This window comes from Flavobacterium hungaricum (assembly GCF_015182285.1).
GTDB classification, from domain to species: Bacteria; Bacteroidota; Bacteroidia; order Flavobacteriales; family Flavobacteriaceae; genus Flavobacterium; species Flavobacterium hungaricum.
The window spans coordinates 248,481-273,426 of the sequence record NZ_PRDM01000002.1 but is presented as its reverse complement, the minus strand read 5'-3'; the positions used below and the strand labels follow the sequence as shown (position 1 = coordinate 273,426).

Genomic DNA, 24,946 nt, shown 5'->3' with positions numbered 1-24,946 from the left:
AATCAATTCTAAATAAAATGAAGTTCAAATTTACAATTTCTTTTTTGAGTCTTTGTCTTGCTTTATTAACCAGCGTATCTGTTTTAGCTCAAGAAAAAGCAACAATAAAAGGTCAAATTAGCTTAACAAATGGGGAAGCTGCAGATAATGTTTATGTAGTATTAAAAGGAACAAAAATAGGAACTACAACAGATGAAAGTGGTTTCTACGAAATTAAAAATATCAAACCAGGTAACTACGTAATTAAAGTTTCTGGAATTGGTTATTCTTCTAAAGAAAAAAGTATTACGCTAAATAGCGGTGATTCGATTATTGAAGATTTCAAAATCAGTGAAAATTCTGAGCAATTAAATGAAATTGTAGTAAATGGTAATCGAAAAAATCCATTAGCTCGTAAAGAAACACAACAAGTATCAAGATTACCTCTTAAAAATCTTGAAAACCCACAAGTATATACTACAATAACAAGCGAATTGTTAAAAGAACAAGTGGTAACTAACATTGATGATGCACTTAAAAATGCTCCAGGTTTATCTCCTCTTTGGGCTTCTACCGGACGTGGAGGTGATGGTGCTGGATATTTCTCTCTTAGAGGTTTTGCAGTACAGCCAACAATGACAAACGGATTACCTGCTTTGAATACTGGAAGCATTGATCCTGCAAATATTGACAAAATCGAAGTTATCAAAGGACCTTCTGGAACTTTATTCGGAAGCAGCTTGATTTCTTACGGAGGTTTAATCAACTTAACTACAAAAAAGCCTTACGATCATTTTGGCGGAGAGGTAAGTTATACAGCGGGAAGCTATGGTTTAAATCGTGTTACTGCTGATGTGAATACTCCTGTTGACGATGAGCACAAAATTAATTTTAGAGTTAATACTGCTTACCACACAGAAAACAGCTTTCAAGATGCTGGATTTAGAAAATCATTTTTCTTTGCTCCTTCATTATCTTACCAAGCTAGCGACAGACTTTCGTTCTTCATTAATACAGAATTCATGAACAACAAACAGACCAACCCTACTATGTTATTCTTAGACAGAGGTGCGCCGTTAAGAGTTCATAATATGGATGAATTAGGATATGACAACAAACGTTCTTACACAAGTAACGAATTGGCAATAGAAACTCCTTCTTACTCTCTTCAAGGACAAATGAATTACAAAATCTCGGATCAATGGACTTCTCAAACGGTTCTATCTAGAGGATCATCTAAATCTGAAGGGTATTATACTTATTTATATGAGGGAACACAATTTTTTCCTGCGCAGGTAAGTGAAGGTATTGTTTTAGGGCGTTCAATGAATTACCAAAACACAACAACTTTAACAACTGATATTCAACAAAACTTTATTGGTGACTTTAAATTAGGAAGCTTAAGAAATAGAATCGTTGTTGGTTTAGACTACTTTAATAGAGGACAGATTGATAATGGTTCTGGATACGTTTCAAACGGAAGAGTTTATATTGGAAACTTGGATTTAGCAACAGTAAACCAATATGTATTCGGTATCACAGATCCTGCAAATTATATTACAAATGGTGACAGCGGTAATTTAACAAAAGCCGGTTCTGATAAACTTTTAGCAGAAACTAATGCAAACAATAACAAAACAAAACAAGAAGTTATTAGTGCTTATGCATCAGATGTAATCAACATTACTCCTGGATTATCTGCAATGGCTAGTTTACGTGTAGATCGTTTTATGACTGCAGGTGACGTTACTACAAATGCCGATGATTATAACCAAACCTCTTTTTCTCCAAAATTTGGTTTAGTTTATCAGCCAATCATTGACAAAGTTTCTATTTTTGCCAACTACATGGATGGTTTCGCTAACTCAGCTCCGACTAATGATATTTTGACAGACGGAAGTTCTCTTCCAAGAACTTTCAAACCAGAACACGCTAACCAATTTGAAATTGGTACAAAATTAAATGTTCTTAAAGATAAAATTTACGCAACACTTAGCTACTACGACATCAAAGTGACCGATCAGGTTTATACTGTTTATGACTATAGCGGACCTATACCTACTCAAACTTCTTTCCAAGATGGTGCACAAAGAAACAAAGGTTTTGAAGCAGAAATTGTTGCAAGTCCAGTTTCAGGTTTAAACATTGTTGCAGGTTACAGCTATGTTGATGCAATATTAACTGCAGGAGATCCTTCGTTTGTAGGAAACAGACCAGAAAGTTCAGGACCAAGAAACACAGCAAACTTTTGGGCAAGCTACAAATTCCCACAAGGAGGCTTACAAGGTTTTGGTTTAGGTTTTGGTGGAAACTATGCTGACAAAAACTTAATCATGAACAGAAATGTTGTGGGTCAGTTTACAATTCCTTCTTATACTGTATTAAATTCATCTGTATTCTACGGAACAGAAAAATTTACATTAACATTGAAACTTGACAATATCGCAAATGTTGACACCTATGACGGATGGTCAACAATTCATCCAAAAAACATGAGAAGCGTATCTGCAAACTTCTCTTATAGATTTTAATAAATAATTACATAAAAGCACCTTTCTAAATTAAAGAAAGGTGCTTTTTTAAATTTTAAAATTATGATAACAATTGCCAGCCTTATCGTTTTTTTAGCTTTTTATACCCTTTATTACACCTCCAAAAGAGCTGTTTTATCGTATGATTTTGGTTTTGAAAAATGGATGAAAAACAATCCAAAGCAAACTAAATTTACTGGTTTAGGACTGCTCTTGATTGCTTATGCATCATGGCTTTATACCCAGTCATTGTGTTGCGGCACTTTGATGTTCTTCATTCAGTTAATGACTATTGGAAGTTTAATCATCATTTTAACCCCTCTGAAAAAAGTAAACTACAAAGTACTTTTAGCACTTTTAATTATCGTTTCAATTTTAGAATTTTATTACGCTTAAATCCATTTAACAATGCCCGCAAATTCAAAATATTTAACACCCGCTTTTTTGCCGCGTTTTTTAAAGATTACCGCTGCTATTTTAGGCGGTTATTTCGTTGCCGTTACGTTTCACCTTGCACTTGCTGCTTGGTTTAATCGTGCCAATGTTTTAATGACTATGGCGTATAGCGGCTTTATACTTTGGGTTGCTTTAATGGTCATTGCTTTTTTAGCCAAAAGTGCTTGGAAAATTTGGGGAATCTACATACTCCTTACTCTCCTTTTCTGTCTTTTTATTTATTTAGGTCAAACTTACCATCCAACGGCAAAATAATTTATGAATAACCGTCATTATAATATTTATTTCCATACGCATACTGTCAGCGGTATCGTGATCAGCGTAGTTCTTTTTGTGATTTTCTTTGCTGGGTCTTTTTCTTTTTTTAGAGATGAAATCATCAATTGGGAAAGAAGTGAATCCACTGCAATTACAAAAGAAATTCAATTAGACTATAACAGCGCATTAAAAGATCTTGACAAAAAGCACATTCTGCATGGAAGAAATATTACGATTTCTAAACCATCTATTGAAGAAAGAGTTGCCATTTACATGGAAGGAACCAAAGATACTTTGGCTCCAGCCAAACAAAAAGAAGGTTCCTTTTTCTATCTTGACACCAAAAATTTTAAATCTTATACTTACGAAGAATCTTATTCTTTGGGAGAGCTTTTATATCGTCTGCACTTTTTGGCGCAGATTCCGTATCCGGTTGGGTATTATCTTTCTGGATTTACTGCTTTGTTTTTCTTATTTGCCATTGTAACCGGATTATTATTGCATTGGAAAAAAATTGTTTCGAACTTTTATATTTTCCGTCCAAAAGAAAAATTAAAAACACTTTGGACAGATGCCCACACCGCATTAGGAATGATCGGACTTCCTTTTCAATTTGTGTATGCCGTGACAGGAGCTTTCTTTATGATTAAACTTTTAATCGTTGCCCCTGCTGTTATGGCACTTTATAATGGCGATGATAAGAAATTATACCAAGAGCTAGAATACAACGACCCAGATTATGCTTATGAATACAAAAAATTAGCAAGTCCGTTTAATATTAATGAATTAGTTTCAAAAGCAAAAAACAATTGGAAAGATTTTGAAATTACCCGAGTAATTGTTCAAAATTACGGAGATGTTAACATGCATGTTTTAGTAGAGGGCGAATTATTATCTCATAAAAAATTTGTAGGCGTTGGAAAAGTCGTTTATCGTGTATCTGACGGAAAAGAAATTGCTAAAAAAGATCCTATTTCGCAGAATAACTATCTTGACGCCGTAAAAACAGTTTTATATCGTATTCATTTTGGCGATTATGGAGGTTACGCTCTAAAAATAATAAGTTTCGTTTTAGGAATTATAACCTGTTTTGTCATCATTTCGGGAGTTATGATTTGGTTAGTTGCAAGACAGAAAAACAATATGCCTGAAAAGAAAAGACGTTTCAATGCAGCAGTTGTACGCATTTATTTGGCAATTTGTTTGAGTATGTATCCAATCACTGCTTTGGCTTTTATTGGCAGTAAGATTTTTTATCCTTTAAGTAAGTCTAACTTGTTTGCACTTTATTTTGGAGGCTGGTTACTGCTTGCAATATTCTTTATTATTAAAAAGAATGATGGTTTTACAAATAAATTTTGTTTGATTTCGGGAAGTATTTTAGGATTCTTGATTCCAATTACAAACGGAATCGTTTCTGGAGATTGGTTCTGGACATCGTTCACGCATAACAAAATTCAGATTTTCTTTATTGATGTATTTTGGATTGCTCTAGCATCCATTTCATTATATGTGGCTTATCATTTAAAACCTAAAGAAACCGTTTCGTAATTTTAAGTTTTTTAATCGCGAAGACACTAAACTTTTTTCAAAAATCCTTTTAATCTGAGACTAAAAAACTTTGCGATAAAACTAAATTCTTATCGAGCCCAAAACAAAATAATTACAATAATTTGTCACTTATAAATTTTGACTCTACATTTACGTTTTTATTTACAAAATGGGATTCAAAACGCAAATACGTTTTCTTCATAAATGGCTCGGATTAATTTCTGGGCTTATTGTTTTTATTATCAGTATTACGGGCTGTATTTTTTGTTTTCATGACGAAATAAAAGACATTACCCGAAAAGAATGGCGATTGGTTGAACCAGAAAACAAAGCTTTTTTACCGCCCTCTGTTCTAGAGCGAAATGCTAAAAAAATTGCTCCAGATTTTAAAGCCAGCATGGTCGCGTATTACGGGAAAAATCGTTCGGCAATTGTATATACTTTTTCTGGAGAGAAAAATCAATACTTATATTTTAATCCTTACAATGGAACGTTTCTAAAGTCTGAAAATCCGGAAACAGACTTTTTTATTATTGTCGAATACATTCATTTGTATTTGCTCCTTCCCGATTATATTGGCAAACACATTATCGGCGGTGCAACCATTATTTTTATTCTTTTATTAATTTCTGGAATTATACAATGGTGGCCCAAGAAAAAATCTGACATTAAAAGAAGTTTCACTATAAAATGGTCTGCCAAGTGGCGTCGCGTCAATTATGACTGGCACAATACTTCGGGTTTTTATATCTCGCTGATTGCATTGATTCTAGCCATAACGGGCCTAACGTTTACCTACGAATGGATGGGCGATGGAATTTACAAAACATTTAATTTCGGCGGTGACAAGGCATTAGAAACAAAACTCCCATCAATTGATACAACAAAATTTAAGGTGAATTCAATTACTGCAATCGATCGCGCTTTTGCTCAGACAATGAAACTTAAACCAGACTCCGAAATGCTGTTTGTGATGATACCGCAGCAAAAAGGCGACATCGTCAGTACAGGAGCATATCCGCATATGCTGAGCTATGACAATCAAAGTAATTATTATTTTCATCCCAAAAACGGAAAACTAATTCAGAAACAGCTCTTTGAAGATAAAAGTCTTGGACTGCAAGTTGTAGAAATGAACTACGGAATTCATACCGGACAGATTCTGGATCTGCCTGGAAAAATCATCGCTTTTATAGTCAGCTTATTTGTGGCAGCATTGCCAATAACGGGATTTGTAATTTGGTACGGCAGAAATTTTAAAAAGAAAAAAACATAAAAAAACCACCTTGACGAGGCGGTTTTAAAAAACAATAAACGAAATCTTTTAGTTTCTATTTGCTACAGCATTTTTTTGTAAATTCTTTACAGAACTTATTTTACTGTTTACGTAAGCAACTTCAGAAAGATTTTTTTCGTTATAAAACATCCATTTTCCAGTTTTTAGACCTTCTGTGTATTCTCCCTCAACCGTTTTATTTCCTTTTACATCATAAGATACCCAAACACCGTCTAATTTACCATCTTTATAATAACCTTCTTGCTGTACATTTCCATTCTCATAATAATAGATTGCTTTCACTCTATTTCCAACAGCTTCTAGTTCAGGCTTACCTTCTTGTGCTGTTAAAATTCCAGAGAACAATACAGCCGCTAAAATCACACACTTTTTCATATCTTTAGGTATTTAATGTTATCAAATCGTTATCAAATATAATTAAATGTTTACATTAAAAAAACTTTTGCTTAACAATTTGGTAACATTGACTAAAAACTTAACATTGGAAAATGTCTAAAAAAGAAAAAACCAGCGCCGAAGCACTGGTTTTACTGGTATTTAATAAAATTTAGATCTTAACGATAACGATGTAAATTTCGTAAATATTTTAGTTCAATAAGCTATTTAACTGATTTTCAAGCTTCGGATCTGATGGTCTTGTGGCATCTGCATTCACAACATTTCCTTTTGGATCAATTAAAATAAATCTCGGAATTCCTGTTACACCATATTGAGTAACAAACTCAGATTCCCAATCCTTATCTGCAAAAAGCTGTACACCGCCCAATTTTTTATCGGTTACAAATTTTTTCCATTTCTCGTTATCTTTCAATTTATCAATCGAAATACTTACAAACTCGATGTTTTTACCGTGATACTTTTCTTCGATTTTTTGCAAATACGGAATTTCTGCTCTACAAGGCGCGCACCATGTTGCCCAAAGATCTATATATACATATTTACCTTTTAAGTCGGCCAGTTTTGTTTTACCGCCTTTATGGTTTTCATAGTCAAATTCTGGAGAAGGTTTTCCAACCAATTTATTTGCTTTTGATACTCTGTCGTATTCTTCAGAAGCATATTGGTGAAAACTTTCAAAACTTTGTTTCAAAGCAGTTTTAAATTCAGGATCAAAATCACCTTTTTCAAGACTTTCTGTATCTTTTTTCAATTTTTCGTCAAGCGAAGAAACAAATGCAGGTTGCTCTAACTTAAATGCTGCTTCCTGAAACTGTTCATCTTTTAAAGCTTGTTGTGCCAGAAAATTACTTTCGTTTACACCTTTACCTTTATATATAATAGTCTCATCAAATTGTTTGGCATTCATTGTTAGGTTAACTTCAGAATTTGGTTTTAGATATAAATTCGAAGATTCAGTTCCGTCAGAAAACATATAAAATCCCTTTGGTGCCTCAAAAGAAGCTGCAAAAACTCCTTTTTTGTCAATCGGAATTACCTGCTTAAAATTATTTCTTCCTTTAATTACTAAAGTATCACTGTTTCGATTTTCGATTTTAGCCGAAAATTTTATTTGATTTTTGGTCTGCCCAACTACCGTTAAAGTATTTATAATTACTAAACCCGCAACAAAAAGTTTTTTCATAGGTATTTAAATTAGTTTTTTAGTGAATCAAAACTAAAGAAATTAAAGCTTCAAATTTTAGAATTAACAATTTATTTGAAATTATGGCTTAATAAATAGATTCACTATTTTAATAAAGTTTCAAATTGTGATTGAAGTGATAGTGATGAAGGATCCCATGCATCAATTGATAGAATATAACCTTTTGGGTCTATTAATATATGTACTGGAACATCTTTTATATTACACTTTGTAATAAAATCAGATTTAAATCCACGATCCGAAATAAGCTGGATACCATCCAATTTTTTCTCCTCTATATATTTTCTCCATGAATCACGTTCGTGTTGCTCTTCTATTGAAATATTTACAAAAACAACATTCTTGTCTTTATATTTATCTGTTATAGCTCTTATATATTTGAATTCTTCCAAATATTTATCATTCCATAATGTCCAAAAAGTTATATAGACATATTTTCCTTTAAAATCTGACAGTTTTGTTTTTCCGCCTTTGTAATTCTCATATTCAAATTCCTTTGGCGATTTATTATTAACTTCTCGTAATTCTGCTCCTTCTTCATAATCTCTTAATACTTCAGCATAAAATGCTTCTAAAGATTTTATCATTGCATCTTTAAAATCCGAATCATAGTCACCTTTATTAATATATTCTAAAGCTACTTTTTTTTCATCTTCTATAAATAACGTGAAATTTGAAGATTCTGTTTTTAAAGCCCTTTCTTTAATTTTTTCATTCTTCAAAAGATATTTTGCCATACATTTACTTTCATCTATACCTTTCCCTTCATATATAATAGTATTTGAAATATCATTGGCATCAAATGCTAAATTTATTTCAGCATTTGGTTTTAAGTATAAATGCACATATTTATTTGCATACAATAAGTCATAAAACCCTTTCGTCACATTAAATTTAACATTACAATTTCCCTTTTTATCAAGTGAAATAACCTTTCTAAAATTATCTGCTCCAGTTATAACTAAACTATCACTGATATTATTAGAAATATTTGTTGTGAATTTTACTTCACCCTCGTTTCGACTACAGCTCAACAAAAAATTAAAAATCACTAAAACGATAATAAAATACTTATTCATAAACTATTAATTCTGGTTTTCAAAAATCCAAATCTAAAGAAATAACAATTCAAATTTTAACATTTGATAAAATATTTAAAATTATAGACATCAAGTTTATCACTTTACTATATTATCTTGAATTTTGTATTTACTTTTGCAGTCTAAAATTTTAGATTATGTATAGAAGTCATAATTGCGGCGAATTAAATGCCTCAAATATTAATACAGAAGTTACTCTGGCTGGATGGGTTCAAAACTCTAACGATAAAGGATTTATAAATTGGGTTAATTTACGAGATCGCTATGGAATTACTCAATTATTATTTGACAAGAGCCGTTCAGACGAAAAAATCTTTGAACTTGCTAAAACTTTAGGTAGAGAATTTGTAATTCAAGTTAAAGGAACCGTTATTGAGCGTGAAGCTAAAAACAAAAACATTCCTACTGGAGATATCGAAATTTTAGTAACTGAATTAAATATATTGAATGCGGCTATAACGCCTCCGTTTACTATTGAAGATAAAACAGATGGCGGTGAAGACATCAGAATGAAATACCGTTACTTGGATATCAGAAGAAATCCTGTAAAAAACAGTTTGTTATTCCGTCACAAAGTGGCAATGGAAGTTCGTAAATATCTTTCTGATTTAGATTTCTGCGAAGTTGAAACTCCATACCTTATTAAATCTACTCCAGAAGGAGCGAGAGATTTCGTTGTACCAAGCCGTATGAACGAAGGTCAGTTTTATGCTTTGCCGCAATCTCCACAGACTTTCAAACAATTATTGATGGTGGGTGGAATGGATAAATATTTCCAAATCGTGAAATGTTTCCGTGACGAAGATTTACGTGCAGACCGTCAGCCTGAGTTTACACAGATTGACTGCGAAATGGCTTTTGTGGAACAAGAAGATATTTTAAATGTTTTTGAAGGATTGACAAGACATTTATTAAAAGAAATTAAAGGCATTGAAGTAGAGAAATTCCCAAGAATTACCTACGATTATGCTATGAAAACATACGGAAATGACAAACCAGACATTCGTTTCGGAATGGAGTTTGGTGAGTTAAACGAATTTGCACAACACAAAGATTTTCCAGTATTCAATGCTGCAGAATTAGTGGTTGGTATTGCAGTTCCAGGCGCTGGAAATTACACCCGTAAAGAAATCGATGCTTTGATTGACTGGGTAAAACGTCCTCAGGTTGGAGCTTCTGGAATGGTTTACGTAAAATGTAACGAAGACGGAACTTTTAAATCTTCTGTAGATAAATTCTACGATCAGGAAGATTTAACCAATTGGGCAAAAACTACTGGCGCTAAAGCCGGAGATATGATTTTTGTACTTTCTGGCCCAGCAAACAAAACACGTGCGCAATTATCTGCACTTAGAATGGAATTAGCAACTCGTTTAGGATTACGTAATCCAGAAGTTTTTGCTCCATTATGGGTTGTAGATTTCCCATTATTAGAATTAGACGAAGAAAGCGGCCGTTACCATGCGATGCACCACCCATTTACTTCTCCAAAACCAGAAGATATGGCATTGTTGGAAACAGAACCAGGAAAAGTTCGTGCTAACGCCTATGATATGGTTTTAAACGGAAATGAAATTGGCGGAGGATCGATTCGTATTCACGACAAAGCAACGCAGCAATTAATGTTCAAATATTTAGGATTCACCGAAGAAGAAGCAAAAGCACAATTCGGATTCTTGATGGACGCTTTCCAATTTGGAGCACCGCCTCACGGAGGACTTGCATTTGGATTAGATCGTTTGGTAGCAATATTAGGCGGACAGGAAACGATTAGAGACTTTATTGCTTTTCCAAAAAACAATTCTGGACGAGACGTGATGATCGACGCTCCAGCTGCAATTGATGACAACCAATTGAAAGAATTACATATCAAAGTCGATTTAGTTTAAATCCTTTACAAACAAAATTAATACTGCAGTACTTTTTAAGCTGCAGTATTTTTTTTGAAAATTATTCTCGTTTGTATTTTTTGCGAAAACAATCGATAAAAAGCAAAAAAAACCGACGAAACAAACAAAAAATCCCGTAAAGAAGTTCTTACTTTTTGAAGTATTTTTAATGATTCTCATTTAAACCGATAACCTTTCAATAGAGACGCAATATATACACTAAAAACACTGTAAATCAATAATTTTTACAAAAAATTAACACCTTCATGTCTTTTGTATGAATTTTAATCTTACATTTGTTTTATTATAAATTATTATTACAATTACAATGCGTACAGGTACAGTAAAATTTTTCAATGAATCTAAAGGTTATGGATTCATTACAGACGAAGAAACAGGAAAAGATATCTTCGTTCACGCTTCAGGAATTAACGCGGAAGAATTACGCGAAGGTGACCGTGTAAGCTATGAAGAAGAAGAAGGAAGAAAAGGGAAAGTTGCTGCAAAAGTAGCGGTGATCTAAGAAAAATATAGCAATTTATTTTTTTTTGCCTGAATGGTCTAAGAAAAACGTTTCGATTAATTTCGAGACGTTTTTTTTTGCTTAAATCTTAAAAAAATATTAAAAAAACTCTTTCTTATTTATAATGAATAAAAATTACCTATAAACGCGGTTTACTACAGTACTTAAATCCTTTTTTAGCTTGTGTTTTACAGAGTTCCAAGTTATCTTTGTGGCTCATTTTTTAAGTATAAAACCTAAGCTTATGCAATCCGATCAATACAGTTACATTCCTATTTTAATGCAGTTAATTTTAGCTGTTGGTTTTGTCGTAGGAACAATCATTATTTCTGGAAAATTAGGTCCAAAAAGAACCTCTGAAGTAAAAGACAAAAACTTCGAATGCGGTATCGAATCTGTTGGTAATGCCCGTATTCCTTTCTCAGTAAAATATTTCCTTGTTGCTATTTTATTTGTATTGTTCGACGTAGAGGTTATTTTCCTTTATCCTTGGGCAGTAAACTTCAAAGATTTAGGAATTGAAGGAATGTTAAAAATGATTGTTTTCATGGCTTTGCTTTTAGTTGGTTTTTTCTACATCATCAAAAAGAAAGCATTAGAGTGGGAATAATTTAGAGATTTTAGATTTTAGATTTCTGATTTTAGATTTAAAAAGATTTAGAATTAAAATTTAAGATTTGATCCTCAACAAAACTGATTTAAAATATTGATTTTATTTTTTACGATCACAAATCTAAAATCTAAAATCAGAAATCTAAAATAAAAATGAGCGATTCAAAAGTAAATATGGTAGCGCCGCCAGAAGGAGTTGTTGGTGAAGGTTTCTTCGCAACAAAACTTAATGATGTTGTTGGTTTGGCAAGAGCAAACTCATTATGGCCTCTTCCTTTCGCAACTTCATGCTGTGGTATCGAATTCATGGCAACAATGGCATCTCATTACGATTTAGCACGATTTGGTTCCGAGCGTGTGAGTTTCTCTCCTCGTCAAGCAGATATGTTATTGGTAATGGGAACTATTTCAAAAAAAATGGCGCCTATTTTAAGACAAGTATACGAGCAGATGTCTGAGCCTCGCTGGGTAATTGCTGTTGGAGCATGCGCTTCTTCTGGAGGTGTTTTTGACACTTACTCTGTACTTCAGGGAATTGACAAAGTAATCCCGGTAGATGTTTATGTACCAGGATGCCCGCCAAGACCAGAACAAATTGTAGATGGAGTAATGAGACTTCAAGAACTGGTAAAAAGTGAGTCTGTGAGAAGAAGAAGCTCTCCAGAATACCAAGAATTATTAGCTTCCTATAATATCTCATAAAATGGCTTTAGAAAATACCCAGATTCAAGACAAACTGATAGAGACATTTAATAACGATGTTTTTAACTTCCAGCAAGAAAGAGATATTTTTTCTTTAGAAGCTTCGGCAGATACTATCAAACCATTGATTCTTTTCCTTAAAAACGATCCAGAACTGCGTTTTCATTTCATAACCGATTTATGCGGTATTCATTACCCAGATAATGAAACAGAGCGTCAGTTTGCAGTTGTATATCACTTACACAATTGGTACGAAAACAAAAGATTGAGAATCAAAGTTTTTCTAAATGGAGAAAAACCAGAAATTAAATCTATTTCAAATATCTTCTTGAGTACAAACTGGATGGAAAGAGAAACGTACGATTTCTATGGGATAAACTTTATTGGACACCCTCAATTGAAACGTATTCTAAATATGGACGAAATGCAGTCTTTCCCAATGCGAAAAGAATTTCCAATGGAAGACAGCGGAAGAACAGATAAAGATGACAGATTCTTCGGAAGAACACCATCAAATTGCTAAAAAATAATTCAACATTATAAAATGTCAGAACTATTATTACCACCAGAGCATCGATATGCTAAAATAATTAAGGATCGTTTAAATGAAGACGGAAGCGAACTTTCTGTACTAAATTTAGGTCCTACACACCCTGCAACACACGGTATTTTCCAAAATATCTTATTGATGGATGGTGAGAGAATTCTTGAGGCTGAACCAACTATTGGTTACATTCACAGAGCTTTCGAAAAAATTGCCGAAAATCGTCCGTTTTATCAAATCACGCCCCTTACAGATCGTATGAACTATTGTTCGTCTCCTATCAACAATATGGGATGGTGGATGACTCTAGAAAAATTACTAGGTATTGAAGTTCCAAAAAGAGTACAATATCTAAGAGTAATCGTAATGGAGCTGGCGCGTATTACAGATCACTTAATCTGTAACTCGATTCTAGGTGTAGATACTGGTGCGTATACTGGTTTCTTATACGTTTTTCAATTTAGAGAAAAAGTTTACGAGATTTACGAAGAAATTTGTGGCGCTCGTTTGACAACCAATATGGGAAGAATTGGTGGATTTGAAAGAGACTGGTCTCCAGAAGCATTCAAAAAAATCAATACTTTTCTGGAAGACTTTCCAGTTGCTTGGAAAGAATTCGAAAACTTGTTCGAGAGAAATAGAATTTTCCTTGACAGAACTGTAAATGTTGGAGCGATCTCTGCTGAGCAAGCAATGGCTTACGGATTTACAGGTCCAAACTTACGTGCAGCAGGAGTTGATTATGATGTTCGTGTAGCGCAGCCTTACTCTTCTTACGAAGATTTCGATTTCATTGTTCCTGTTGGAAAATCAGGAGATACTTACGATCGTTTCTGTGTTCGTAATGCAGAAGTTTGGGAAAGTTTAAGCATTATTCGTCAGGCTTTGGATAAAATGCCGGCTGGAAACGAATATCATGCAGAAGTTCCAGATTACTACCTTCCTCCAAAAGAAGATGTTTATAATTCTATGGAATCTTTAATTTATCACTTTAAGATCGTCATGGGAGAAGTTCCTGTACCAGTTGCAGAAATTTACCATGCGGTTGAAGGAGGAAATGGAGAATTAGGATTTTACTTAGTCACAGACGGAAGCAGAACCCCATATAGATTACATTTCAGAAGACCTTGCTTTATTTATTATCAAGCCTATCCAGAAATGATTAAAGGTTCTTTATTATCTGATGCGATTGTTATTTTATCAAGTCTTAACGTAATCGCTGGAGAATTAGACGCGTAAAAAAATTTTAGATTTTAGAATTTAGATTTTAGATTGCTTTGCAGATTTTAGAATTTAGATTTATAAATCTAACATTATATAAAGATTGAAGAATCTAAAACTTAAACAAAGATTGCAGAATACGGATTGGAGTAAGATTTGAAAAAATCTATCCCGATAGCTATCGGGACTAAAATCTAAAATCTAAAATAAAAATGGAACGTAAACATTACAAACAAGAAATAAACATGACTGAGGCATTAATGAACCGCATCAATGAATTGATTAGTCATTATCCGGAAGGCAAACAAAAATCGGCTTTACTGCCTGTTCTGCATGAAGTGCAGGATGCGCATGACAACTGGTTAAGTATCGAATTACAGGATAAAGTTGCCGAGATCCTTCAGATCAAACCAATCGAGGTTTATGAAGTGGTAACTTTTTACACGATGTACAACCAAAAGCCAATTGGAAAATACATGTTTGAATTCTGCCAGACTTCTTGTTGTTGTTTAAATGGTGCCGAAAATTTAATGGATTATACTTCTGAAAAATTAGGCATTAAAGTAGGTGAAACCACTCCAGACGGAATGTTTACCATTGCTGGTGTAGAATGTTTAGGTGCTTGCGGCTATGCTCCGATGATGCAGTTGGGAGATTTCTACAAAGAGAAATTGACAGAAGAAAAAATCGATCAGATCATTGCTGATTGTAGAGATGATAAAATAATATTACACGATAAATAAGATGTCACAAAAAATATTATTAGATAAAATCAATATTCCTGGAATTAAAACCTACGAAGTTTATCGCCAAAATGGTGGTTATGCTTCTGTAGAAAAAGCTTTAAAAACCCTTACTCCAGACGAAGTTACTGAAGAAGTAAAAACATCAGGTCTTCGCGGACGTGGTGGTGCAGGTTTCCCTGCTGGTATGAAATGGAGTTTTATTGATAAAAAATCAGGTAAACCAAGACATTTAGTTTGTAATGCCGACGAGTCTGAGCCGGGTACTTTCAAAGATCGTTTTTTGATGGAATATATTCCTCACTTATTGATCGAAGGAATGATTACTTCAAGTTACGCTCTAGGCGCAAACCTTTCGTATATCTACATCCGTGGAGAATATATGTGGGTTTTCAAAATATTAGAAAGAGCAATCGCCGAAGCTAAAGCTGCCGGCTGGTTAGGAAAAAATATATTAGGAACAGGTTATGATTTGGAACTTCACGTACACTGTGGAGCTGGAGCATATATCTGTGGAGAAGAAACTGCATTAATCGAATCTTTGGAAGGTAAAAGAGGAAACCCTCGTATTAAACCACCTTTCCCAGCGGTTTCTGGCCTTTGGGCAAATCCAACAGTAGTAAACAATGTGGAAACTATTGCGACGGTGCCTTGGATCATCAACAATTCTGGTGAAGATTATGCAAAAATTGGAATTGGACGTTCTACAGGAACTAAATTAATTTCTGCTTCTGGACACATCAAAAATCCTGGGGTTTACGAAATTGAATTAGGCTTAAGTGTTGACGAATTCATGAACTCTGATGAATATTTAGGAGGAATGTCTTCTAGCAGACCCCTTAAAGCATTTGTACCTGGAGGTTCTTCTGTGCCAATTTTACCAGCTGAATTAATTTTTAAAACAGCAAACGGAGAAGACAGATTAATGACTTACGAATCTTTGAGTGATGGTGGTTTTGCTACTGGATCTATGCTAGGTTCAGGAGGATTTATCGTATATAATGATACTGCTTGTGTTGTAAGAAACACTTGGAATTTTGCTCGTTTCTACCACCACGAATCTTGTGGACAATGTACACCTTGTCGTGAAGGAACAGGCTGGTTGGAAAAAATATTATGGAGAATCGAAAACGGTCAAGGCCGTGAAGAAGATATCGAATTATTGTGGAGCATTCAAAGTAAAATTGAAGGAAACACAATTTGTCCGCTTGGTGACGCCGCTTCTTGGCCGGTAGCAGCTGCGATTCGCCACTTTAGAGATGAATTTGAATATCATGTTCGTTTCCCAGAAAAAATAAAAAATAGAGATCACTTTGTAGCTGAGCCTTTTTCTCAGGTAAAACATTTGGTTGGCGGCAAAGTAATTATATAATAGTTTCAAGTTTCAAGTTTTTTTAGTTTCAAGTTCAACCTGAAACTTTAAACCTGAAACTAAAAAAACAAAATAAAGAGATGAAAGTAACCATAGACGGTCAAAGTATAGACGTAGAACCAGGAACAACGATCCTGCAGGCTGCACGTATGATTGGAGGAGATCTTGTTCCGCCAGCCATGTGCTATTACTCAAAATTAAAAGGCAGCGGCGGTAAATGTCGTTGTTGTTTAGTTGAAGTTTCTAAAGGTAGTGAAGCTGACCCGAGACCAATGCCGAAATTAATGGCATCTTGTGTAACAGGATGTATGGACGGTATGGAAGTGAACAGCAAATCGTCTGCAAGAGTAACGGAAGCTCGTAAATCTGTAACAGAATTTTTATTAATCAACCATCCATTAGACTGCCCTATTTGTGATCAGGCTGGTGAGTGTGATTTGCAGAATTTAAGTTTCGAACACGGAAATCCGAAGTCACGTTACATTGAAGAAAAAAGAACATTTGAACCAGAAGATATTGGGCCAAATATACAACTGCACATGAACCGTTGTATTCTTTGCCAAAGGTGTGTACAGGTTGCAGATCAATTAACAGACAATAGAGTTCACGGAGTATTAGATCGTGGAGACCACGCTAATATTTCGACTTGTATTTCTAAAGCCATTACAAATGAGTTCTCTGGAAACATGATCGATGTTTGTCCAGTAGGAGCTTTAACAGATAAAACTTTCCGTTTTAAATCAAGAGTTTGGTTTAACAAACCTTACAACGCGCACAGAGAATGTACAACTCCAGGATGTTGCGGTAAAACTACCGTTTGGATGTTTGGTGGAGAAATTCAACGTGTTACAGGTCGCAAAGATGAGTATCACGAAGTTGAAGAATTTATCTGCAACAGCTGTCGTTTTGATCACAAAGATGTTAAGGATTGGGTTATTGAGGGACCAAGAGAATTTGAAAAAGATTCTGTAATCAACCAAAATAATTATACTCAAAAATTAGAGAAAGTTGAAATCGATACCGAGAAGAACATTCTTTTGGGTAGAGATATTGACCGTAAAAAAATCAGTATGGCATCAATTCCATTAACTACAAACGATAAAAAATAAGAAATGGAAAGTGCATTTATTATAGAAAAGAGTGTTGTTATTGTTGTCGTTTTTGCGATAACCATGATTATGGCCATGTATTCTACTTGGGCAGAACGTAAAGTTGCTGCTTTCCTTCAGGATCGTGTTGGTCCAAACCGTGCTGGATGGGGAGGTTTATTACAGCCGCTTGCAGACGGTATGAAATTATTCTCGAAAGAAGAATTTTTCCCAAATACACCAAATAGATTTTTATTTGTTGTAGGTCCCGCAATTGCAATGAGTACAGCTTTAATGACAAGTGCTGTAATTCCGTGGGGAGATAGACTACACCTTTTTGGAAGAGATATTATTCTTCAGGCAACTGATGTAAATATTGCTTTATTATACATTTTCGGAGTACTTTCTGTTGGAGTTTACGGCATCATGATTGGTGGCTGGGCTTCTAACAATAAATTCTCTTTAATGGGAGCTATTCGTGCAGCTTCTCAAATGGTTTCTTACGAAGTTGCAATGGGATTATCAATGATTGCTTTATTGATGATGACTGGAACAATGAGCTTAAAAGAAATGTCATTACAGCAGCAAGGGATGAATTGGAATGTTTTCTATCAGCCTTTATCTTTTTTAATTTTCTTAATCTGTTCATTTGCAGAAACAAACAGAACTCCTTTTGATTTAGCAGAATGTGAGAGTGAGTTAATTGGAGGTTATCATACCGAATATTCATCAATGAAAATGGGATTCTATTTATTTGCTGAATACGCGAGTATGTTTACTTCTGCAACTATTATTTCTGTGCTGTTCTTTGGAGGATACAATTATCCAGGAATGCAATGGATGGTAGAAAATGTTGGTGTAAATACAGCTAACTTATTAGGAATTGCGGTATTGTTTGTAAAAATATGTTTCTTCATATTTTTCTATATGTGGGTACGTTGGACGATTCCAAGATTTAGATATGACCAATTAATGAACTTAGGATGGAGAATTTTAATTCCACTTTCGATTGTTAATATCATGATTACGGGAGCTGTTATTTTAAGACACGATATCGCAGCAGCTTTAGGATTTTAAGAATCGTAGAGCAATAGCCCCGTAGAAGCGACATCTTTTTATTTTTTTCATTAAAAAATAAAAATACAGCGGATAAAGTCCTGATAGGATCGGGATTCAAGTAAAAAATAAAATAGATTTTAAATTTGATTGATCTCAAATTGTAAATCATAAACTATAATAGTAAAAATGTCAATAGAAACTATTTCATTATCGGGTAGAAAAAAAGTTGTCTCTAATAAGGACATGACTTTTATTGAACGATTGTATCTTGTGGCGATTGTAAAAGGTCTGATTATTACTTTGAAACACCTTTTTAGAAAAAAAGTTACAATTCATTATCCGGAGCAAGTTCGTACGATGAGTCCCGTTTACCGCGGACAACATATGTTGAAACGTGATGAGCAAGGACGCGAAAACTGTACTGCATGCGGACTATGTGCTTTATCTTGCCCTGCAGAAGCTATCACAATGAAAGCTGCTGAGCGTAAATCTGACGAAAAACATTTGTATAGAGAAGAGAAATATGCTGAAATCTATGAGATCAACATGCTTCGTTGTATTTTCTGCGGTCTTTGTGAAGAAGCTTGTCCAAAAGATGCTATCTATTTGACCACTTCTAAAGTTTTGGTTCCTGCTAGTTACGAAAGAGAAGATTTCATTTTCGGGAAAGATAAATTAGTAATGCCTTTAGAAATGGCTTTGAAAAATGCTCAACTTAAAAATGCTAACTAAATGATACATATTCCTGATTTTGCACACGCAACAACTGTTCAAGTTATCTTTTGCTTTTTAGCATTTATTACTGTTATTACTGCTTTCTTAACAATTTTCAGCAGAAACCCAATTCACAGTGCCATATATTTGGTAATTTGTTTCTTCTCAATTGCTGGTCATTATTTATTATTGAATTCACAATTTTTGGCCGTTGTACACATTATAGTCTATTCGGGAGCGATTATGATTCTCTTCCTGTTTACAATAATGCTGATGAACTTAAACGAACAGCGAGAAGTTCACCGACCTAGAATTACACGTCTTGGAGCTATCGTTTCTTTCTGTTTAATCGTAATTGTATTGATCACAATATTTATCAACTCTAAACCAATTGTTGGAGGTTATGATTCTACAGGAGAAGATTTCCAATCTATTCAGGTTTTAGGTAAAATATTATTGAACGAATACATGGTTCCGTTTGAGTTTGCTTCGATCTTACTTTTGGTTGCCATGATTGGAACTGTTCTATTGTCTAAAAAAGAAAAACTAAATAATAAATAATGGGTAATATATTAAATCAAATAGGTATTGAAAATTACATCTTTTTGAGTGTTGTACTTTTCTGTATTGGTATTTTTGGTGTATTGTACAGACGAAATGCAATTATCGTTTTCATGTCTATCGAAATTATGTTGAATGCAGTTAACCTTTTATTTGTTGCTTTTTCAACTTATCATCAAGATGCACAAGGGCAGGTTTTTGTGTTCTTCTCGATGGCAGTTGCTGCGGCAGAAGTTGCGGTAGGATTGGCCATTTTAGTTTCAATATTTAGAAATCTAGGTTCAATTAGTATCGATAGTTTAAAAAATTTAAAAGGATAATTAGAAATGGATACCAATTTAGCTTTAATTTTAGTTTTAACTCCTTTACTAGGTTTTCTGGTAAATGTCTTTTTTGGAAAAAGCTTAGGAAAAACAGTTTCTGGTGCAATCGGAACTATTGCTGTTGCAATTTCTTTTGTTGTTTCTCTTTTACTTTTTAATCAAATTACTTCTACTGGAAAAGGAATTCAAGTTACTTTATTTGACTGGATTCAAATCAGTAATTTAAAAATCAATCTTGGCTTTTTATTAGATCAATTATCGGTTCTTTGGTTGCTTTTTGTAACAGGAATTGGATCATTGATTCACTTATACTCTATCAGTTACATGCACGATGATGAGAATATGCATAAGTTTTTTGCCTATTTAAATCTGTTTATTTTCTTTATGATTACGCTTGTAATTGGAAGTAACTTATTAGTATTATTTATCGGTTGGGAAGGTGTTGGACTTTGTTCTTATCTGTTAATTGGATTCTGGCATAAAAACCAAAATTACAATGATGCTGCTAAAAAAGCTTTTATCATGAACAGAATTGGAGATTTGGGCCTTTTGATCGGAATGTTCATAATAGGTTCAATGTTCTCTACTTTGGATTATGCAACTTTACAAACAGCGGTTGCTGGAGCATCGGACTTAAATTCACCTTTACTTTCTTTAGCTGCTTTATGTTTGTTCATTGGGGCTTGTGGTAAATCTGCTCAAATTCCGTTGTACACTTGGTTACCAGATGCAATGGCGGGACCAACTCCTGTTTCTGCATTGATTCACGCAGCAACGATGGTTACTGCTGGTATCTTTATGGTAACAAGATTAAATTTTGTATTTGACGCCGCTCACGATGTTCAAAATGTTATTGCAATTATTGGGGGTATAACTTCATTGGTTGCCGCAACAATTGGTTTAGTGCAGACTGATATCAAAAAAGTATTGGCTTATTCTACTGTTTCGCAATTAGGATTAATGTTTCTAGCATTAGGCTTTGGAGCTTACGAAGTAGCTGTTTTCCACGTAATCACGCATGCTTTCTTTAAAGCTTGTTTATTCTTAGGCTCAGGTTCTGTTATTCACGGCTTACACGGTGAACAGGATATGCGAAAAATGGGAGGATTACGTAAAGCGATGCCAATTACTTTCTGGACGATGTTGATTTCTTCATTAGCGATTTCCGGTGTGCCATTTTTCTCAGGATTCTTTTCTAAAGACGAAATTTTAATGACCGCTTTCCACCACAATATTTCATTATACGTTGTTGGATCTATTGCGTCTATCATGACAGCTTTCTATATGTTCAGATTAATGTTCTTAACTTTCTTTAAAGAATTTAGAGGAACCGAAGAACAAAAACATCATTTACACGAAAGTGGTTCTTTAATCACTATTCCATTGATCATCTTAGCAATTCTAGCAACATTTGGCGGATTAATCAGCTTACCTGGAAACAGTTGGTTAAATGAATATCTCGCTCCTCTTTTTTCAAAAGCAGCTGGTGAAGAACATCATTTAGGAACAACTGAATACACACTAATGGGTGTTGCTGTTCTTGGAGGAATATTAGGGATTTTAATTGCTTACATTAAATACTTTAAACAAGATAATGTTCCAGAATCTGACGAAAACATTACTGGTTTAAGCAAAGTTTTGTACAACAAATATTATGTAGACGAAGCTTACGATGCAGTGTTTGTACAGCCAATCAATTCTTTGTCTAAATTCTTTAGAGATTATATCGAAACTGGTTTATCTGCTCTTGTTTTCGGATTGGGTAAAGTAACGAATGAAATTGCTTTTCAAGGAAAAAAATTACAATCGGGAAGTATCGGATTATATCTATTTGTTTTTGTTTTAGGAATGTGTGCCATTATTTCCTATATATTTTTAGCTCAATAATACTATAACTATGAACGTTTCTACTATATTAATTATACTTTTAATTGGTGCCTTTGCCACTTATTTTTCTGGTGACAAACTATCTTCAAAAGTCGCTTTGCTTTTTAGCTTAGCTGCTTTAGGATGTTCAATTCTATTATTGAATAATTATAATGCTGGTGAGAATATCAGTTTGATTACCAGCTGGATTAATCAGCCTAAAATTTCTTTTGCTTTAAACGCAGATGGATTAGCAATGGCAATGGTTTTATTAACTGCTGCTTTGACCCCTATTATTATATTCTCTTCTTTTGGAAATGAATATAAAAATGCAAAAGCTTTCTACGGATTAATTTTATTTATGGCTTTTGCCATGACAGGAACTTTCTTGGCTTCTGATGGTCTTTTATATTATATTTTCTGGGAGTTAGCTCTTGTTCCAATCTACTTTATTGCTTTGATCTGGGGTAACGGCGATGCTGAAGAACGCAGAAAAGCAGTTGTTAAATTCTTTATTTATACACTTGCTGGTTCTTTGTTTATGTTAACTGCTTTTATTTATTTATCTCAAAAAGCAAACGGAAGTTTCTTAATCGAAGATTTGTATAAATTGAATTTATCTGCTTGCGAGCAATTCTGGATTTTCTTGGCTTTCTTCTTAGCGTATGCTATTAAAATTCCACTTATTCCTTTCCATACTTGGCAGGCAAATGTATATCAAAAAGCTCCAACTGTTGGAACAATGCTTTTATCTGGTATCATGTTGAAAATGGGATTGTACAGCGTTATCAGATGGCAATTGCCGCTGGCGCCAATAGCAGCAAAAGAATATATGTATGTATTTATTGCTCTAGGAATCGCTGGTGTAATTTACGGTTCGATTGTAGCTTTAAGACAAAATGATCTAAAAAAATTATTAGCTTACTCTTCTCTTGCTCACGTTGGTTTAATTGCTGCCGGATCCTATACTTTGACTCTTGACGGTCTAAGAGGTGCGGTTTTACAAATGATCGCTCACGGTTTTGTAGTGGTTGGGTTGTTCTTTGCTGCTGAAGTAATTTTTAGAAGATTTGAAACTAGAGAAATCGCAGAAATGGGCGGTATTCGCACCCAGTCTCCAAAATTTACTTCTATGTTTTTAATCCTGGTATTAGCATCTGTTGCTTTGCCAAGTACATTTAACTTTGTTGGAGAATTTACCGTATTGTACAGCTTGTCTCAAATCAATATTTGGTTTGCAGTTCTAGGAGGAACAACTATTATTTTAGGAGCTTATTATATGTTAAGAATGTTCCAGCATGTAATGTTGGGCGAAACAAATTCAAAAACTTTTGCTGATGTTTCTCTTAACGAAGGAATTTCTTTTGCTGTAATTATAGCTGTTTTATTGTTTTTCGGATTTTATCCAAAACCAATTACAGATTTGATTACGCCAAGCTTAGAAACCATTTTACAGGTAATCAATAAGAATTAATATTTTAAACAAAATAAATTAGGATTGGTTTTCAACCGGACTCCTAACTCAAAAAGACAAAAATGAATACATTAATAGCTATAACAGGATTGGGTATTTTCTGCCTATTGTTTGAAATTCTTAATTTAAGAAAAGCCATCATTCCTTTTACCATTTTAGGTTTATTGGGTGTACTGGCACTAAATTTCTGCGAATTCGGAATGGAACAAAGTTATTACAACAACATGATAACGGTGAGTAAGTTCTCTACCGCTTTTTCATCTTTGTTTATTATTTTGACTATTTTCCTAGTAGCATTAAGTCATAATTTTTACCATAATCATCCAACTAAAATCTCTGATTTTGTTGCGATCAAAATTTTCTTATTAGCTGGAGCTGTTGCAATGGTTTCTTTTGGAAACTTAGCCATGTTCTTTTTAGGAATCGAGATCTTATCTATTGCGCTTTATGTTTTAGCAGCGAGTGATCGTCTAAACATAAAAAGTAACGAAGCGGGTATGAAATATTTCTTAATGGGATCTTTTGCCTCTGGAATTATCTTATTCGGAATCTGTTTGATTTATGGTGCGATGGGAAGCTTTGATGTCTTAGAAATAAGCGAAAGCTCTTTATCTGCAGAATTACCAATCTGGTTTCCAATCGGAATGATTTTAGTGATTGTTGGCATGTTGTTTAAAGTGGCTGCCGTTCCTTTTCACTTCTGGGCTCCAGACGTATACGAAGGTTCACCAGCATTAACAACTGCATTAATGAGTACTCTTGCAAAAGTTGTAGCTATAGCGACTCTATTTAAATTAGTTTCTGGTTTGAACTTGATTTCTTCATTAGAAAATCAAGATTTATTGCACACATTTGAGATAATCGTTGTGGTCCTCTCAATTGCTTCTATGTCTGTTGGAAATATTATGGCATTGCGACAAGTAAACGTAAAACGTATGCTTGCATTCTCAGGGATTTCTCATGCAGGTTTCATGTTAATGACTTTATTGACCGTTTCTGCATCTGCCGGGGTTTTATTATATTATACTGCTGCTTATGCTTTAGCCGGAATTGCTGCTTTTAGCGTTATATTATATGTTTGCAGAGATCATGACAATGAAGACATTACAAATTTTCATGGTTTAGGAAAAACAAATCCATTGTTGGCTGCAATCTTAACAGCTTCTTTATTATCTATGGCAGGTATTCCGATTTTCTCTGGATTCTTTGCTAAGTTATTCTTATTCAACCAAACAATTCAAGCAGGATATATCGGATTAGTTATTGTTGCTGTTATCAACTCTATTATAAGTGTAGGTTACTATTTCAAACTAATTCTTGCTATGTATTCGAAAGAACCAAACCAAGAAAGAACAGGAAAACCATTTCTTATTTATGCAGCAGCAGTTATTTCTATTGCATTAAACATTGCTCTAGGTTTATTCCCTTCATTAGTTTTAGATCTTTTGAAATAAAATATACTAAATACAATATCAAAAAT

The 24,946-nt window shown here is 33.9% G+C and carries 24 protein-coding genes; 21 read left to right on the top strand and 3 right to left on the bottom strand.

The annotated features are described in order from the left end of the window. Nucleotides 1-17 precede the first annotated feature (17 nt). From C4F50_RS08945 to C4F50_RS08925, 5 genes are all read left to right on the top strand, one after another. The gene (locus tag C4F50_RS08945; RefSeq protein ID WP_193846098.1) at nucleotides 18-2,510 is read left to right on the top strand and encodes a TonB-dependent receptor; all 2,493 of its coding nucleotides are present in this window, start codon (nucleotides 18-20) and stop codon (nucleotides 2,508-2,510) included. Between the two features lie 63 nt (nucleotides 2,511-2,573). Then, nucleotides 2,574-2,906 carry a hypothetical protein gene (locus tag C4F50_RS08940; RefSeq protein WP_193846097.1) on the top strand — a complete coding sequence of 111 codons (333 nt, stop codon included), beginning with the start codon at nucleotides 2,574-2,576 and terminating at the stop codon, nucleotides 2,904-2,906. 12 nt (nucleotides 2,907-2,918) lie between these two features. Next, entirely contained in the window at nucleotides 2,919-3,221 is a 303-nt protein-coding gene (locus tag C4F50_RS08935) for a hypothetical protein (protein WP_193846096.1), read from the top strand. A 3-nt stretch (nucleotides 3,222-3,224) separates the two neighbouring features. Next, nucleotides 3,225-4,775, top strand: a complete 1,551-nt coding sequence (locus C4F50_RS08930) for a PepSY-associated TM helix domain-containing protein (protein WP_193846095.1) — start codon at nucleotides 3,225-3,227, stop codon at nucleotides 4,773-4,775. 169 nt (nucleotides 4,776-4,944) lie between these two features. Continuing rightward, a complete protein-coding gene (locus C4F50_RS08925) occupies nucleotides 4,945-6,051 on the top strand; it encodes a PepSY-associated TM helix domain-containing protein (RefSeq protein ID WP_193846094.1) in 1,107 nt (368 codons plus the stop codon). Nucleotides 6,052-6,099: 48 nt separating this feature from the next. Here C4F50_RS08925 and C4F50_RS08920 read toward each other — a convergent pair whose 3' ends face one another. The 3 genes from C4F50_RS08920 to C4F50_RS08910 all read right to left on the bottom strand — a co-directional run bounded on the left by C4F50_RS08920 (nucleotide 6,100) and on the right by C4F50_RS08910 (nucleotide 8,754). Continuing rightward, nucleotides 6,100-6,447: a toxin-antitoxin system YwqK family antitoxin gene (locus C4F50_RS08920; RefSeq protein ID WP_193846093.1), complete on the bottom strand. Its 348-nt coding sequence runs from the start codon at nucleotides 6,445-6,447 to the stop codon at nucleotides 6,100-6,102. A 211-nt stretch (nucleotides 6,448-6,658) separates the two neighbouring features. Further along, nucleotides 6,659-7,654, bottom strand: a complete 996-nt coding sequence (locus tag C4F50_RS08915) for a TlpA family protein disulfide reductase (RefSeq protein ID WP_193846092.1) — start codon at nucleotides 7,652-7,654, stop codon at nucleotides 6,659-6,661. A 104-nt stretch (nucleotides 7,655-7,758) separates the two neighbouring features. After that, entirely contained in the window at nucleotides 7,759-8,754 is a 996-nt protein-coding gene (locus tag C4F50_RS08910) for a TlpA family protein disulfide reductase (RefSeq protein ID WP_193846091.1), read from the bottom strand. A gap of 158 nt (nucleotides 8,755-8,912) precedes the next feature. Here C4F50_RS08910 and aspS point away from each other — a divergent pair, with 158 nt between their 5' ends. The 16 genes from aspS to C4F50_RS08830 all read left to right on the top strand — a co-directional run bounded on the left by aspS (nucleotide 8,913) and on the right by C4F50_RS08830 (nucleotide 24,920). Beyond that, entirely contained in the window at nucleotides 8,913-10,664 is a 1,752-nt protein-coding gene (aspS, locus tag C4F50_RS08905; protein ID WP_193846090.1) for an aspartate--tRNA ligase, read from the top strand. 328 nt (nucleotides 10,665-10,992) lie between these two features. Beyond that, nucleotides 10,993-11,187 carry a cold-shock protein gene (locus C4F50_RS08900; RefSeq protein WP_007137066.1) on the top strand — a complete coding sequence of 65 codons (195 nt, stop codon included), beginning with the start codon at nucleotides 10,993-10,995 and terminating at the stop codon, nucleotides 11,185-11,187. A 244-nt stretch (nucleotides 11,188-11,431) separates the two neighbouring features. Then, entirely contained in the window at nucleotides 11,432-11,797 is a 366-nt protein-coding gene (locus C4F50_RS08895; RefSeq protein WP_193846089.1) for an NADH-quinone oxidoreductase subunit A, read from the top strand. 155 nt (nucleotides 11,798-11,952) lie between these two features. After that, nucleotides 11,953-12,501, top strand: a complete 549-nt coding sequence (locus tag C4F50_RS08890; protein WP_008466114.1) for an NADH-quinone oxidoreductase subunit B — start codon at nucleotides 11,953-11,955, stop codon at nucleotides 12,499-12,501. 1 nt (nucleotide 12,502) lies between these two features. After that, nucleotides 12,503-13,024: an NADH-quinone oxidoreductase subunit C gene (locus C4F50_RS08885; RefSeq protein ID WP_193846088.1), complete on the top strand. Its 522-nt coding sequence runs from the start codon at nucleotides 12,503-12,505 to the stop codon at nucleotides 13,022-13,024. A 21-nt stretch (nucleotides 13,025-13,045) separates the two neighbouring features. After that, nucleotides 13,046-14,284, top strand: coding sequence for an NADH-quinone oxidoreductase subunit D (locus C4F50_RS08880; RefSeq protein WP_193846087.1), 1,239 nt, complete (start codon nucleotides 13,046-13,048; stop codon nucleotides 14,282-14,284). A gap of 194 nt (nucleotides 14,285-14,478) precedes the next feature. After that, nucleotides 14,479-15,009 carry a complex I 24 kDa subunit family protein gene (locus tag C4F50_RS08875; protein ID WP_193846086.1) on the top strand — a complete coding sequence of 177 codons (531 nt, stop codon included), beginning with the start codon at nucleotides 14,479-14,481 and terminating at the stop codon, nucleotides 15,007-15,009. Between the two features lies 1 nt (nucleotide 15,010). Next, nucleotides 15,011-16,381, top strand: coding sequence for an NADH-quinone oxidoreductase subunit NuoF (gene nuoF / locus C4F50_RS08870; RefSeq protein ID WP_193846085.1), 1,371 nt, complete (start codon nucleotides 15,011-15,013; stop codon nucleotides 16,379-16,381). Nucleotides 16,382-16,461: 80 nt separating this feature from the next. Beyond that, nucleotides 16,462-17,490, top strand: a complete 1,029-nt coding sequence (locus tag C4F50_RS08865; RefSeq protein WP_193846084.1) for an NADH-quinone oxidoreductase subunit G — start codon at nucleotides 16,462-16,464, stop codon at nucleotides 17,488-17,490. 3 nt (nucleotides 17,491-17,493) lie between these two features. Continuing rightward, nucleotides 17,494-18,546 carry an NADH-quinone oxidoreductase subunit NuoH gene (gene nuoH, locus C4F50_RS08860; RefSeq protein WP_193846083.1) on the top strand — a complete coding sequence of 351 codons (1,053 nt, stop codon included), beginning with the start codon at nucleotides 17,494-17,496 and terminating at the stop codon, nucleotides 18,544-18,546. 168 nt (nucleotides 18,547-18,714) lie between these two features. Beyond that, complete coding sequence (locus C4F50_RS08855; protein WP_193846082.1) at nucleotides 18,715-19,260, top strand: NuoI/complex I 23 kDa subunit family protein; 546 nt, start codon at nucleotides 18,715-18,717, stop codon at nucleotides 19,258-19,260. Continuing rightward, the gene (locus tag C4F50_RS08850) at nucleotides 19,261-19,803 is read left to right on the top strand and encodes an NADH-quinone oxidoreductase subunit J family protein (protein ID WP_193846081.1); all 543 of its coding nucleotides are present in this window, start codon (nucleotides 19,261-19,263) and stop codon (nucleotides 19,801-19,803) included. It begins immediately after the preceding gene. Further along, nucleotides 19,803-20,123 (top strand): NADH-quinone oxidoreductase subunit NuoK, encoded by a 321-nt coding sequence (gene nuoK / locus C4F50_RS08845; RefSeq protein ID WP_193846080.1) that lies wholly within the window; start codon nucleotides 19,803-19,805, stop codon nucleotides 20,121-20,123. The genes C4F50_RS08850 and nuoK overlap by 1 nt, the downstream gene beginning before the upstream one ends. 6 nt (nucleotides 20,124-20,129) lie before the next feature. After that, the gene (gene nuoL, locus C4F50_RS08840) at nucleotides 20,130-22,013 is read left to right on the top strand and encodes an NADH-quinone oxidoreductase subunit L (protein WP_193846079.1); all 1,884 of its coding nucleotides are present in this window, start codon (nucleotides 20,130-20,132) and stop codon (nucleotides 22,011-22,013) included. A gap of 10 nt (nucleotides 22,014-22,023) precedes the next feature. Beyond that, nucleotides 22,024-23,466, top strand: coding sequence for a complex I subunit 4 family protein (locus tag C4F50_RS08835; RefSeq protein WP_193846078.1), 1,443 nt, complete (start codon nucleotides 22,024-22,026; stop codon nucleotides 23,464-23,466). A gap of 62 nt (nucleotides 23,467-23,528) precedes the next feature. Next, nucleotides 23,529-24,920 carry an NADH-quinone oxidoreductase subunit N gene (locus C4F50_RS08830; protein WP_193846077.1) on the top strand — a complete coding sequence of 464 codons (1,392 nt, stop codon included), beginning with the start codon at nucleotides 23,529-23,531 and terminating at the stop codon, nucleotides 24,918-24,920. Nucleotides 24,921-24,946 lie beyond the last annotated feature (26 nt).